This is a genomic window from Ruminiclostridium herbifermentans (assembly GCF_005473905.2).
Classification (GTDB): domain Bacteria; phylum Bacillota; class Clostridia; order Acetivibrionales; family DSM-1351; genus Ruminiclostridium; species Ruminiclostridium herbifermentans.
Window position 1 is genome coordinate 3,376,349 of the sequence record NZ_CP061336.1, and the last position, 15,058, is coordinate 3,391,406.

General features: G+C 34.0%; 7 protein-coding genes. 2 read left to right on the plus strand and 5 right to left on the minus strand.

What is annotated here, in order from left to right:
- The first annotated feature begins 5 nt into the window (after nt 1-5).
- Nucleotides 6-1,298, plus strand: a complete 1,293-nt coding sequence (gene istA / locus EHE19_RS13670; RefSeq protein WP_190530322.1) for an IS21 family transposase — start codon at nt 6-8, stop codon at nt 1,296-1,298.
- On the plus strand, nt 1,291-2,043 hold the full coding sequence (gene istB / locus EHE19_RS13675) for an IS21-like element helper ATPase IstB (RefSeq protein WP_190530324.1): 753 nt from the start codon (nt 1,291-1,293) through the stop codon (nt 2,041-2,043). The genes istA and istB overlap by 8 nt, the downstream gene beginning before the upstream one ends.
- Before the next feature lie 201 nt (nt 2,044-2,244).
- Here the strand turns inward: istB and tnpB are convergent, their stop codons facing one another.
- The 5 genes from tnpB to EHE19_RS13700 form a co-directional block, all read right to left on the minus strand.
- Nucleotides 2,245-2,598, minus strand: a complete 354-nt coding sequence (tnpB, locus tag EHE19_RS13680; protein ID WP_137699309.1) for an IS66 family insertion sequence element accessory protein TnpB — start codon at nt 2,596-2,598, stop codon at nt 2,245-2,247.
- Nucleotides 2,592-2,927: an IS66 family insertion sequence element accessory protein TnpA gene (tnpA, locus tag EHE19_RS13685; protein ID WP_190530278.1), complete on the minus strand. Its 336-nt coding sequence runs from the start codon at nt 2,925-2,927 to the stop codon at nt 2,592-2,594. The genes tnpB and tnpA overlap by 7 nt, the downstream gene beginning before the upstream one ends.
- Nucleotides 2,928-3,123: 196 nt before the next feature.
- Nucleotides 3,124-5,292, minus strand: a complete 2,169-nt coding sequence (locus tag EHE19_RS13690; protein WP_137696680.1) for a DNA topoisomerase III — start codon at nt 5,290-5,292, stop codon at nt 3,124-3,126.
- 289 nt (nt 5,293-5,581) lie between these two features.
- On the minus strand, nt 5,582-13,678 hold the full coding sequence (locus tag EHE19_RS13695) for a non-ribosomal peptide synthetase (RefSeq protein WP_137696681.1): 8,097 nt from the start codon (nt 13,676-13,678) through the stop codon (nt 5,582-5,584).
- Nucleotides 13,679-13,705: 27 nt separating this feature from the next.
- Entirely contained in the window at nt 13,706-15,037 is a 1,332-nt protein-coding gene (locus EHE19_RS13700; RefSeq protein ID WP_137696682.1) for an MFS transporter, read from the minus strand.
- Nucleotides 15,038-15,058 lie beyond the last annotated feature (21 nt).

A 15,058-nucleotide genomic window follows, 5' to 3' on the forward strand; every position in this document is an offset into this window, starting at 1 on the left:
CCCTAATGATTATCAAAAGTAGTATCATAACAGATTTAAATATTCAAACTGTCAAGGATCTTTATAAGTTAAAACCATTTATGGAGGATACAACATTGAAAGTTAATAAAAGCCAGATCGCAAGGGAACTTGATGTCGATAGGCGTACAGTTGATAAATACATTAATGGCTTTCATAAGGCCAAATCCAGAGAATGCGTGAATTGTATCACTGCTTACTATGACATTATTGCAGAGCTTCTATCTGATAACAGCCAGCAGATATTTTATTACAGAAGAGTTTTATGGCAATACCTAGTAGACAATCATTCTTATGAAGGGTCTTATGTGAATTTCTGCTACTATCTAAGAAAATATCCTGAACTAGACTCATATTTCAAAAAAAGCAGACCTTCAAACGCAAATAACGTAACCATACGTTATGAAACAGGAATGGGTCAACAAGCACAACTAGACTGGAAAGAGTCTATACGATTTACTCTTTCAACAGGTGAAATAATAGAAGTAAACATATTTGTATTATTGCTGTCATATTCACGTTTTAGAGTGTACAGGGTATCTCTATCAAAAACACAGGATATATTATTTTCATTCCTTGATGATGCGTTTAACACGTTTGGAGGTGTTCCAAGTGTGATTGTCACCGATAATATGAAAACAGTTATGGATGAGCCAAGAACAGAGTATACAGAAGGGAAAATAAATATAAAATTTAAGCAGTTTGCGGATGATTATGGTTTTAAGGTGCACCCTTGTATTGCAGGAAGACCAAGAACAAAAGCCAAAGTAGAAGCACCAATGAAACTACTTGATGAGATAAGAGCCTACAATGGAAAACTTGATTACAAGGAACTTAATGAGTTGGTCACACGAATAAATAACAGAGTAAACATGCAGGTAAATCAAGGTACAGGTCGTATTCCATTAATGTATTTCAACAAGGAAAAAGCTTTCTTAGGAAGCTTACCAGCCTATACCATAAGAAAGCCTTATCAAATAACTCCACATAAAGTAAAAGTTAATTCATCCAGCATGTTCAACCATAATGGATGCCAGTATTCTGTACCACCAGAATACGTTGGAAAAACTCTTACTTTACAAGTGTATGATGGTTACATACATGTTTATTATAACATAGAATTAATAACTATCCATACCCTTAGTAAAAAGAAACTTAATTACCTTAATGAACACTATACTGCTATAGCAAGAAAATCGCATGCATTTAAGGAAGAAAATATAAATGAGCGGGCAAAAGAAAACTTACAGGTTATAGGAGAAGTATACAGTTATGAATAACAGTACATACAAACAGTTATGCAGGAATATGGAGATTCTTGGCCTTGGGCAAATGGTAATTCATCTTGATGAAATATCTAATTTTGTGACATCCAACAATCTTTCGTTTACAGAAGGACTACTGAGACTTAGTAATTACGAAGTTGATTTTAAGGAGGCCAAAGCATCTAGATCTATGATTAAAGCAGCAGCATTTCCTTTTGTAAAGGAATTGAAAGATTATGATTTCAATTTTCAGCCGTCAGTAAATCAGCAAGAAATACAAGAACTTTGCACGCTTGGTTTTCTTGAAAGAAATGAGAATATAGTATTTCTTGGTCCAAGTGGTGTTGGAAAGACTCATCTGGCAACATCAATAGGAATAGCTGCAGCAAAGAAACGTACTAGCACATATTTTATCAAATGTCATGATTTATTGCAGCAACTAAAGAAAGCAAAACTGGAAAACAGACTTGATGTAAGACTCAGACACTTCTGCCATTACAGACTACTTATCATTGATGAACTTGGCTACTTACCCATTGATAAAGAAGATTCTAATATGTTTTTTCAGCTTATAGATATGAGATATGAGAGAAAAAGTACCATTCTTACAACAAACATGAATTTCAACGAATGGGATGGTGTATTCTATGACGCAGTTGTAGCCAATGCAATACTTGACAGGGTATTGCACCATGCACATGTAATATCTATATCTGGAAAGTCATACAGATTAAAGGATCATATGAAGCAAGGAGAATAGTTGTACATAATTATTTAATACTTTTTATACATTTTTCCTTGACAGTTTATACCAGTCTACTTTCTTTGAAAGCTCTGCAATTTGTTCTTTCATTGATATGTATTCAGATTTTGAAATTGTAATTTTTTCATCGTTTTTCATGTTCCTATTATATCATGAAAATCCATGAAAATCCATAGTTTCAGCTGTTTTACTCTGTTTTTATATAGCGGTGTTTGCTCTTATTTCCTGTCGCTTTAACTTTTGTGTGAGACGTGGACTTCCTAACAAGTATTCCATTTCTTCAGATGTAAGCATCATAGTTTGCTCATCTCCTGCTAATGGCCATTTGAAATGCCCTTTTTCCAATCGCTTAAAGTGCAGCCAAAAGCCATCCCCATCCCATTCTAAAATTTTTAATCTATCTCGATTACGATTACAAAATACAAATAGCGCCCTACCAAACGGATCAAGTCTAAAACTACCTTCGACTATTGCCGCTAGTCCGTTTATTGACTTACGCATATCTGTATATCCACAGGCAAGATATATTCGTTTGTCTCTTGTATTTAACATAGTTTCAACACCTTGCAGACACGTATAAATGCCGCTTCATTAAAGTCTACAGGTACAATAACTGTAAAGCCGTTAATTTCTACTTGTATTTCAGTATCTGTTGCTAAGGATGTCACTTCTGCCCATTTAGTTTCAACCTTTGTTTTTCTATTCCGACGAGAATTTTGCTCAGAAAGAAGACCAGCTTTCTTTAACCTACTAATCTTATCTGACATTGTAGAAAGATTAATATTATTCTCTGCACACCACGCTTTCAGTGTTTGACCACTCATGCGTTGCTGTTCATATAATTTAATCCATTCCTCATTAGTTCGTTTAACTGAGCCCATATACTCATACCCCCTTGGGCTCAGTTTATCATCCCAATACTATCATGTGTAGGTGTCCATTGGTTTGACGCTTACGTAATTACAAATAGAAAATGTGGTATTATTACAATAATAAAGGCCCTCAATTTTTACAATTGAGAAGCCTTTTACATCATTAAAAAACTATGAAATTTTATTCCATTTAATACTGCTAAAATCATTTGCCCCACTTTGCCAACGCATCAGCAAGTGCGGAATTAATTGACTCTTTAGTATCTTGCTGCTTTAAAAATTGAGCTACTTCCTTTTTATTAACCTGTTCGCCCTTGCGTTGTTTGAAGGCGTCCAGCTTTTCTCTATAACCACATACACAATAGAAGGACTTTTTCTCGCCCTCTCCCCTTATTTCCATCTTTTTATGGCATTCTGGGCATCTTGCATTAGAAATAACAGTTACAGTTTTTCTGTATCCACACTCTCTATCAGGGCAAAGGAGCATCTTACCTTTTTTGCCGTTTACATCAAGCATATATTTGCCACACTCAGGGCACTTCTCTCTAGTTACATTATCATGCCTGAACTGCTCAGAACTAGCTATAACAGCCGAAACCAGCTTTGTAGCATAGTTCTTCATTTCACCTATAAATGTACTAGGGTTTACCTTGCCTTTACTAATCAGAGAAAGCTGCTGCTCCCACTTGGCTGTCAGTTCAGGAGATTTTAAATCGTTTGGAACCAAACCTATAAGCTGAATTCCTTTAGAAGTTGGATAAATTTCCTTTCCTCTTCTCTCAATGTAGAAGGTATTAAACAGCTTTTCTATAATATCAGCTCTTGTTGCTGGAGTTCCCAATCCACTTGTATTTTCTAAAGTTTCCTTAAGTGCTTTGTTTTCTACAAACTTGCCTGGATGCTCCATAGCAGATAACAGTGTAGCTTCTGTATACCTTGCTGGAGGCTTAGTCTTTCCATTAACTGCTTTAGGAGAAATAATCTTTGCCTTCTGCCCCTTTTGAACTTCAGGCAAGGACTGATTATTGTCCTCTTCCTCATTATCTTCATCTACTTTCCCAAAGCCTTCATAAACAGATTTCCAGCCCCAGGACTTTACAATTTTCCCCCGTGCAGTAAAGCTTTCTCCATTTACATTTAGTTTAACTGTGGTCTGCTCATATTCAAAGGCTGGACTTAATACTGAAATAAATCTTTTTACTATTAAATCATATATATTTCTCTCTTCTGAACTTAAAGCAGATAAGTTTACAAACTGCTCTGTAGGAATAATTGCATGATGGTCTGTAACCTTGCTGTTATCGACAAAACGGTTGGTCACATTTATTCTGTTTTTTAAAATGTTCTGAACAGGCTTAGCATATGGCCCTATCGCTATGCTCTTCAGCCTTTCAGTCAGCGTCGGAACTATATCAGTAGTAATGTAACGAGAGTCTGTTCTAGGATATGTTACAAGCTTATGAGTCTCGTATAGCTTTTGCATAATATTTAGGGTTTGCTTTGCAGAGTATGAGTATCTTCTGTTTGCATCCCTTTGTAGTTCAGTCAAATCATATGCAAGAGGTGAAAGTTCCTTTTTTAATTCCTTTTTAACCTCTATTATCTCACCCACTTGTCCAGTTATCTTTTGAATTATACTGTCAGCCTGCTCCTTACTGAAGGTTCTTGTTTGATTTGTTACTTTATCCTGCCACTGTACTGTAAACCCATTAAATTGAGCCTGTACACTCCAAAAATCCTTAGGAACAAATCTCTTTATCTCCTCTTCTCGAGCCACTATCATTGCAAGAGTTGGTGTCTGAACTCTTCCTGCCGACAGCTGTGCATTATATTTACAAGTAAGAGCTCTTGTTACATTTAAGCCTACCAGCCAATCAGCTTCAGACCTGCTTTGGGCCGAATAAAAAAGATTGTCATAATCCTTTGCTGGCTTTAGATTGGCAAATCCTTCTTTAATTGCCTTATCTGTCTGTGATGAAATCCAAAGACGTTTAATTGGCTTCTTAAATCCTGCTTTCATAATAATCCATCTTGCGACAAGTTCACCTTCTCGCCCTGCATCTGTAGCTATTACAAGCTGGTCAACATCTGCTCTGTTTAAAAGTCCTTTCACAATGCCAAACTGCTTTGCTGTTTGCTTTATAACAACAAGCTCCATTTTATTTGGGAGCATTGGCAAATCTTCAATATTCCATGACTTATACTTATTTCCATAAGCCTCAGGGTCAGCAAGAGTTACTAAATGTCCTAAAGCCCATGTTACGATATATTTAGACCCCATTATATAGCCGTTAGAATTCTGATTACAATTTAGAACCTTAGCTAAGTCCCTTGCGACAGATGGTTTTTCAGCTAAAACTAATATTTTTCCCATTAAAATTATGTCTCCTCCAAATGTTTCAATTGAATTATTGCACTATAAATAACATTATGTTGTGTTTATGAGTTATGCTAATCTCATTAAACTATGAAATTTCTTATAACATAGTAACAACTTCAGGTATGTGGCAATATTCACATAATCAATTAACTCCAAAAGTTGTATGCTGAGTTCAGCAATAATCAAATAATATATTAAACATAAATACGAAATATATTATTTAACTCAATTTTACCACATAAAAATCTAAGAGTGTTTAGACTTCTATGTGGTAAAGTTGACATTATAACTCGTATTCTATTTTAACATTCTCCCTCTTCAGATCCAACTCTAATTGTCTGTATATTTGCAGCAGTATGTCATATTCTGTAGCCTTTAGCTTTTTAACCATTTCTATAAAATCTAATATTGAGTTTTTGTTATTTGTGATATCAAGATTTTTATAGGAAAACTCCAAGCAAACAAGTCTAATAGAATTTGCTAGGCTAACAACTTCAAGATAAGACTCCTTTAACCTTATAATATCACCAGTAAGCTTATTTTTTGATATAATGTATTCAAGTCTTTTATATATGCCTTTTTTATGCTCTGCTAATAAGTGAATTCCTCTGTAATCAATAACATTCTTACCCTGTAAAAGACTTTCTAAATCTTTTAATAGTACATCATATACCTTTATTCCGTAAACAACTCTACTGCTGGAGTATTCAAAGGTATATAATCTATCTCCGTCTCCTACAGAGAAAATATAGCTGCTTAGTTCCCTCATAAATCTTTCATTGCTAAAGGGGTATTCAGCTTCAAAGCTATTAGGCCTTACTATTTGTATTGCAGAGGTATCACACCAAGGACTAGATTCTTTATAATGTATTTTACCATTATTATAAGCTTCTAAAAACTGAGCATACTCAAAGGTCATCATTGTAAAAAACATATCCTTATTAAAGCCTATTGCCTTAAGTTCTTCAGTTTCGTTATCATACCCATAAATCAAAGACGAATGCACAAAATGGGTTTTGTTGTATGCCCATTTGTTTGAAAGGTAATACTCATCTACACTAATTATGAGATAGAAGCCCATATTAATCTTTTCTATAATAAAATCAATTATATTATCCACTTTATCAAGTAAATGATATCCTAGACAAACCATCTCCATAATCTCACTGCTGCAATCACGAGGTTCTAGATAATTAATTTCTGAAACGCCATTATCATCAGTATATGAGAAAACCTGTATAAATCTGCTGTAGTACCATGGCAGATATTTGTCATAAGCAAGAACAACACAAAGTGGTAAACTCCTATGCAGGTAGGTAGTAATATCTGTCTGCATTTCAACCTTTAGTTCTAGCATCTGAGGATATTCAGTACTTTTATTAAATAGTGAGATATTTGAATTATTAGTACCAATATGACTCATGTATTCTATCTCCATATTCTTTTTTTGCACTTGTAAAGAATTATCAGTTAATTGGTCTTTTGCATTTAATTCTGAACTCTCATTCAGTAATAAACCTTCAGAAGATTCTATAACCTGTTTTGAATATACGTATGCCTCATTCACACAAATATCAAGTGCTTTATTTATTTGCATTTCTTCTTCTATATTTAAATCAAGTACTAATTGTTTATATATTCTAGATAATATGTCAAAGTCAGCATTCTTGAGTTCTTCTACCAATTGCAATATATTTTCAATGAGATTTTTGAGATTTTCTGATAATCCCTCAGTTCTAATGTTACTATTTTCTAATTCTAAGCTTTTCAAGCGTAAATTATTTGATAGTTCAACAACCTTTAAGTACTCCTTGTGCAGTCGGGTAATTTCCCCTGTTAAATTGTTTCTAGAAATCACATAAGCAATTCTATCATATATACCCTTTTTGTGTTCCCAAATAAAATGCATTGCTCTATAATCTATAGTTGCCTTACCTATAAATAGGTTTTTAAGATTTTGAATTGCCGCATCATACACCTTCATTCCAAAAACAGCATGGTGATCTGAATACATAAATGCGTATAGCCTTCTGTAATCACCTTTTGATAAAAGATAATCCCTTATTTCACTTAAGAAGTACGCATTACTAAATGGGAACTCCTCATCAAAATTATTTTGCCTTATAAGTGAAATAGCAGACAACTCACACCATGGTGCTGTTTCCTTATAGTGAATCTTACCACTTTCATATGCTTCTTGAAATTCATCATAATCAAATACTATTCTTTGGAAAATCATATTCTGGTCAAAACCAATTGCTTTAAGTTGTTTCTTTTCGTTGTCATAGCCATAAATCATAGATGAATGTACAAAGTGTTGCTTCTTGTATGCCCATTTATTAGGGAGATAGTATTCATCAACAAATATTGTTAGGCAATAGCCTAAATTTATCTTATCTACAATAAAGTCAATAATATTTTCCCTATGATGTTTTAGTAAATGATACGCCAAATTGACCACATGCATTACTTCAATAGGACATCTGCATGGTTCCATAAAGTCAATAAACAGACCTCCACTTCTATCAATAAACCCAAAAATCTGTATAAAACTACTATAAAACCATGGCTTGTATTTTTCATATGGCAGTATTGCACAAAGAGGTAAACTCCTATGGAGATATGTGGTAAATTCTCTTTGCAATATAATCTCATGTTCCATTGATACGGGATATCCATCTCGCTTGCCACAAACAAGACTTTTATTTTTAGTGTCCACATCAGATGTTTCATCTATCTGTATGTCAAGCTGCTGCATCTCATCCGAAATATCAACAATCTTATCTTGTTCCGATTCTTCAGTTTTTTCGGTTATGCTTACATTTTCTGTGTATTCATCAATAAACTCAGCTATCTCTCTCACTGTAGGATTACTATACAGCTTGCTTGCAGGTAAATCCATATTAAACTCTTGGTTGACAAAGGAAACAACCTGTATTGCCTTAATAGAATCTCCTCCAAGGTCAAAGAAACGGTCATTTACTCCCACTTTGTCTAGGGCCAATATATCTTGCCAAAGTGATACCAACTTCTCTTCTGTGATATTTGCAGGCGCAATATATTGAGTGCCTGTTCCAACTGTTCTGTCTGGTTCAGGAAGCGCATTTCTGTCAACTTTCCCATTAGCTGTCATAGGAATACTATCTAGCATTACGAAAAATGAAGGAACCATATAGTCAGGAAGTTCTCTGCTTAAATGTTTTTTTAGTTCACTTATATCTGGTTGACTATCTGAAACAATATATGCAGTTAAACTCTTCAATCCGTTATTATCCTCTCTTACAGTAACAACTACATCTTTAACCTGTTCATGCTTTAATAGACAGCTTTCTATTTCTCCAAGTTCAATTCTATAACCTCTAATTTTAACCTGGTAATCTTTTCTCCCTGAAAATTCTATATTTCCATCTGGAAGCCATTTTGCAAGGTCACCTGTTCTGTACATACGTTTGTATATTTCGCTTGTGCATTGACCGTTAAGGTGTTGGTCATTATTGCTGTCCATATGGCATTCATTATTTGAATAAAATGGATTTAAGACAAACTTTTCAGCTGTCATCTCAGGGCTGTTGAGATACCCTCTTGCAAGTCCATCTCCTGAAATACAAAGTTCTCCAATAACTCCTGTGGGTACTATATTATTGTCCTTATCCAAAATATAAATCCTTGTATTTGCAAGCGGCTTACCAATAGGAACATTTTTGCCCACAGGATGGTGTGATTTGTACTTGTAGAATGTTGCACAAATAGTGTCTTCAGTTGGCCCATAGCCGTTTATAATACTAATTTCCGGATTAAGCTTTATAAATTCCTCCAGAACATAATCTTTTATTCCCTCAACACCTACCAGCATTTTGTTAAGTTTCACACTATCCTTATTTTTCATAAGCTGCTGTGAAACCTCCCAAAGTATTGTAGGTGGAATGTAAGCAAAGGTTATTTCTTTTTCAATAAGTGTTCTGCATAAGCTTCTAATATCAGAAACCATCAACTCATCAAATAGCACCAATGTAGCCCCAAAGGCTAAAGGAAGGAAAAGTTCACATACGCTGACATCAAAAGAAATACTTGTGAGGCTTAATCCTTTGTCTTTTGAGCAAATAATAGTATCAAAGGTATTATTTATACAGAACAAGAAATTCATCAAAGAGTGATGTTCTACTATTACTCCCTTTGGCTTACCAGTTGAACCTGAGGTATAAATTACATATGCAGCATTTGAAGGATCAACACTTACATCTAGTTTTTCACTATTATCTATATACAACTCTTGTTCTTCAAGATTAATAATATCTATTCCTATTTGAAGTTTTTCCAGCCTATCCAAATATTCTGACAGCGTTAATATCATTTTTGCCCCGCTGTCCTTAATCATATATTCTATTCTCCCATCTGGATTTATGGGATCCATAGGAAGATATGCTGCTCCTGATTTCAATATCCCCATAATTCCAATGATTAGTTCTAATGATCTATGTGTACTTATTGCAACAATATCTTCTTTATTTATTCCCTTCTCTCTTAGAATTTTTGCAATGCAGTCAGCCCTTCTGTTTAACTCATAGTAGCTAATCTTTTTCTCACCAATCTCAACTGCAATTCCATCAGGATTTTTTATCGCATTTTCTTCTAATAATTTATGTATAACAGTATTCTTTGGATATTCAAAGCTAGTGTTATTAAACGTTGATATCAGTAACTTCTGCTCATTTTCTGACATCATGTTTATGTCTTTAATAAAAATATCAGGATTCTTTGTAACTATATCAAAAATATTTATAAAATGCTTTACAAGCCTTTCAACAGTTTCTCTTCTAAATAGTTTTGTACAGTATTCCATGTCAAATATAATTTTCTTACTATTCTCAACTTTCTTACCGTCCTCAAAATCTTGAACTGATATATTTAGGTTTAAATCAAATTTAGATATATTGTTTTCAAACCCTATCTGTCCAAATTTAAGTCCCTCTGCCTCCAGCTTCAGCTTTTCAGTATTCTGCAGAGTAAGCATAGTGTCAAACAGAGGTGTTCTGCTCATATCTCGTTTTATATTAATTTTATTAATTAGGTCTTCAAAAGGATAATCACTGTTTGCAAAAGCCTCAAGAGCAATCTGCTTTACTTCTTGTAAATATTGTACAAATGTTTTTTCTGAACTTGGATTACTCCATAATACAACTGTATTTACAAACATACCAATAACATTCTGTAGTTCCTCCATTTTTCTATCTGTTATAGGAGAAGCTACAATAATTTCATCCTGACCCGTATACTTTGAAAGCAATATCTTATATACACTCATAAGAACCATGTATAAGGTTGTTCCTGTTTTTTCAGCGAGTTTCAGAATTCTTTCGCTTAAGTCGTTGTCGGCCTCAAAAATAACCCTATCTCCTTCAAAACTCTGTATAGAAGGTCTCTGAAAATCTGTTGGCAGCTCAAGTACTGGTATTTCTCCCTCAAACTTTTTGAGCCAATATTCTTCCTGCTTTTTCATATTATCTGAATTTAATTGCATATTTTGCCATACAGCATAATCAGCATACTGAACATCAGGTTCTTTTAATTCTTTGCCAAGATAAAGCTGCACTAATTCCTTGTCAAATATAACAGAAGACATTCCGTCTGTTACAATATGATGCATATCAACAAATAATACATGCTTCATATCATTTATTTTTATAATTTTGCTTCTAAAAAGCGGTGCCTTCTGCAGGTCAAAAGGTTTTACAAAGGACTTGAGAAGTGACGGAAGCTGATCAGGATCACTACATTCAAGTTCATCTATTTCAAAATCAACCTCTTTATCTACTATCATCACAGGTGTATTATCTCTGATATGGAAAGACATTCTGAAAGCATCATGCCTATTAACAATTTCTTTTACAGCACATTTGAGCCTGCCGATATTGAGACTTCCTTCTATAGATATAGCCATTGGCATATTATAGCTGTTTCCAATTCCTTCGAATTTATTTATTACGTACATTCTTTTTTGGGCAGAAGAAAGAGGATAATAATCTCTTTCCTCAACTCTTACAATGCTTGGCAATTGAGTTTCATGACTCTTATTATCATTACTGTCCACAAAAGCAGCAAGTGATGAAATAGTGTAGTGCTCCATAATATTTTCTACATCAATTTTGAATCCAGTGATTTTCTTGTATTCATTTGCAATTTGAATGGCAATTATTGAATCTCCACCTAATTCATAAAAATCATCATTAATATCAATTTCATCATATCCTAAAGCTTTGCACCATATATTTCCCATTAATATCTCAGTATCAGAGTATATGCCATCTTCTTTTCCCAGCAGCTTGAAGCTTTTTTCATCTGCAAAGCCCTCAGCATTTTCCTTAGTGTACTCTGTGAATATTTCTTCCCTCTCACCCTTTTGACTGTCAATTAATTTCTTTATCTGCTCCATTAATTTTGAATCCCGCTTCATAGCTTGAATTATTGTGTCTGTGTCAGCAATACTGCTGTTTTCAGGTACATTAATCCAACACCTTTTTCTCTCAAAGGGGTATTCTGGCAGTCTTATTCTATTAACAGTGATGTTTTTATAAATCAAGCTAAAGTCTATCTCATTACCGCTTACGTATTCTTTACATAAATTATTTAAAACACTTCTGTCCATTATAGACGTATTATTTAAAGCTTCGATAGTTGAAGCTGCAGCCACTTCATCAAAAGCTAAATGTTCAGATTTTTGCTCTGTTGCTTTTTCTGAAAAATAAATTCCATTTTCAGCATAAGTTTTAAGCCCTTCGTTAATAAGCTTATTTAACGCTGCTGTCAGTTCCTCCTTATTGTCAAATACAATGGCTAGTCTTATATTATAGTGCCATCTTCCAGTGTTTGCACTATAGCACATATCACTAAGATTAATAGCAGTATTTTCTTTAATAAACTCATTGTACTTAATTACCAACTGTTTTAGAGAATTTTCATTTTTCGCTGATAAAGTTAAAATATTTGATCCAATCTCTTCTGTTTTCTCATAGCTGTCATTTTGCGGAGCTTCTTCAAGGATAATATGACAGTTTGTTCCACTCAAGCCAAAAGCGCTTACCCCACATCTTCTTGGAAAATCATTATTCCAATCTGAAAGCTTATTATTAACATATACAGGTGACTCTTCAAAATCAATTTTTCTGTTAGGTCTCTCAAAATGCAGACTTGGAGGCAATTTTTTATATTTAAGAGATAGTACTGATTTAATAAGTCCAATAATGCCGGAAGCACAATCAAGATGTCCAATATTGGTTTTAACAGAACCAATAGCACAAAATTGCTTTTTATCAGTATACTTTCTGAATGCTTTTGTTATCCCATCTATTTCTATAGGATCACCTAGTTCAGTACCTGTTCCATGAGCTTCTATGTAGGATACTGTTTCAGCATCTATCCCTGCATCCTCCAATGCCGCAATAATTACGTCTCTCTGAGCTTGTGCATTGGGCGCAGTAATACCAATACAGTTACCGTCCTGATTTGCAACTGTACCTTTTATTACTGCGTATATATTATCACCATCCCGAAGTGCCCTGTGTAGTGGTTTTAAAATAACTGCAGCAACCCCTTCACCCATACCTGTTCCGTCTGCGCTGTCATCAAATGTTCTAGCTCTTCCGTCAGAGGATTCAATTCCAAGCTTTTTGCTGCTTTTTACTGGAAGTATGTTTATTTTTACACTTCCAGCTATTGCGACATCGCATTCCTTACTTCTTAATGCTTTACACGCCATATGTACCGCTACCAGAGATGATGAACAAGCAGTATCAACACATATTGAAGGTCCTTTCAAATCAAGCAAATAAGAAATCCTGCTTGGAATTATAGAAGAAAGATTTCCCGGGAGTGCATCAATTAGCAATTCAGGATTGACTTTTTCTATAAGCCTTTTATAATCAAATAAAGCATCTGCACTGTATCCAAAATATACACCTGTACAGCTGCCTTTAAGTTTTCCATTTCCATATCCTGCATCTTCAACAGCCTTCCATACAGTTTCAAGAAATATTCTTTGTTCTGGACTCATCAAACTAGCTTCCTTAGGCGAAATTCTAAAAAAGCTGTAATCAAATTTGTCTATATCTTCAAAATAGGCTCCAACATTGTATTCCTTGCTCTGCTTATTGATTCCAACCAGTTCTGCAAAAACATCTGCATCCTTTTGTCTTGATTTTGGAAAATAGTCAACGCAATCTCTTCCTTCTATCAAGTTATTCCAAAACATTTCAATATTTTCAGCCATAGGAAGCCTTGCAGCTATTCCAATAACAGCAATATCCTTTGTAGTTTCTTCTTTTATCATATCACTTGCATTGTCAGTATCACCCAGCTGCTCAAATATTAATGAATCTAAATCCATATTTATTGCCTCCCTAGTTCATAAAAATCAATTTATACTTTCATTAGCTTGATTAATCAAGTTTATTTCTTCTTTTTGAAATATTTCAGATTTCAAAAATTCTTTGAATATTTTATTTTTTGATGCTACTATACCAAAGATAAGCAATGCTGCTCCTGAAATCCCTGTAATATAATACCATTGAAATTTTTCCATCAATATCCCATACAACCACATACCCGGAGGTGCAGTAATATATAAAGCTGACATAAACACCCCGAAAATTCTCGCCCTCATTTCAGCTGGAACCTGTAGTTGGAAATATGTAATCATCGGAATATTCTGAATAGCATTAGCAGCTCCGAATATCAACAAAGTTATTCCAAATACAACAGTTATAATCCACCTAGATCCATTTTCAAAAACAGATGCTTCTGGGAAAACACACACAGCTACCATTACAGCCTGTATAGAAAATAACACAAAAAATCTCTTTAATAATGGACTTGTATTCTTGAAGGATGAAACAACCAATGCACCAATTATTGTACCAATAGCACAGGACGCCTGTATAAACGATAGCTGTATACCTGAAACCTTCAATATATTGTAATTTATAAAGGGCAATATCATCTGAAGAAAAGGCAATAACACAAAATCAGCACCTGCTGCAAATACTAAGAAGAATGCAATTGTTCTGTTTTCCACCAAGTATTTGTATGTCATTATTACATCCGAAATATATTTTCTTTTTTCATTTACATCTGTTTTTTCTTCACTTACTTTTTCTTCACTTACTTTTTCTTCACTTATAAATTTAATAAAAATTTCTGAAACTCCAGAACCGATGAAGAAAACACAGTTAATCAGCATTATATTACTTATACCGATTAATCCATATAAAATAGCTCCCAATACAGGCCCTGCTATATCAATTACAGCACTGATTGACTGAAGAGTAGAATTAAGCTTTGGCACTGTTTCATTTTTAACAACGCTTGGTATTGATGCATTACAGGCTAGAGCAAATACTGACTGAATTGTCCCAAGCAATAAAACATAAACGCCAAAAATCATAATATTATCTGGAATTATTTTAAATACTATAAAGAACATCAGTATAGATAATCCAGTAATAATATCTGTTAATACCATAATCTTTTTCTTATCATGTCTGTCTACAAAAGCTCCAGCCACCAAGTTAACTACAATTCTAGGCAATACAGATAAGCCTATAATAAACGAAAACGTAGCTGCACTTCCTGTAACATCAAGAACATAAAGGCTTAGTGCAAAATGAAATACACTTGAACCAAGGGCAGATACTAATCTTCCCATAGCCAGCAAAATAAAATTTATTTTAAAAGTTTTATTATCCACTTTTCCTCCTACAATAAATAA

Bases quoted from the DNA above. Each gene is read 5' to 3' on its own strand.
- EHE19_RS13690 (WP_137696680.1), bottom strand. From the start codon at position 5,292: ATGGGAAAAATATTAGTTTTAGCTGAAAAACCATCTGTCGCAAGGGAC.
- istA (WP_190530322.1), top strand. From the start codon at position 6: ATGATTATCAAAAGTAGTATCATAACAGATTTAAATATTCAAACTGTC.
- istB (WP_190530324.1), top strand. From the start codon at position 1,291: ATGAATAACAGTACATACAAACAGTTATGCAGGAATATGGAGATTCTT.
- tnpA (WP_190530278.1), bottom strand. From the start codon at position 2,927: ATGGGCTCAGTTAAACGAACTAATGAGGAATGGATTAAATTATATGAA.
- tnpB (WP_137699309.1), bottom strand. From the start codon at position 2,598: ATGTTAAATACAAGAGACAAACGAATATATCTTGCCTGTGGATATACA.
- EHE19_RS13695 (WP_137696681.1), bottom strand. From the start codon at position 13,678: ATGGATTTAGATTCATTAATATTTGAGCAGCTGGGTGATACTGACAAT.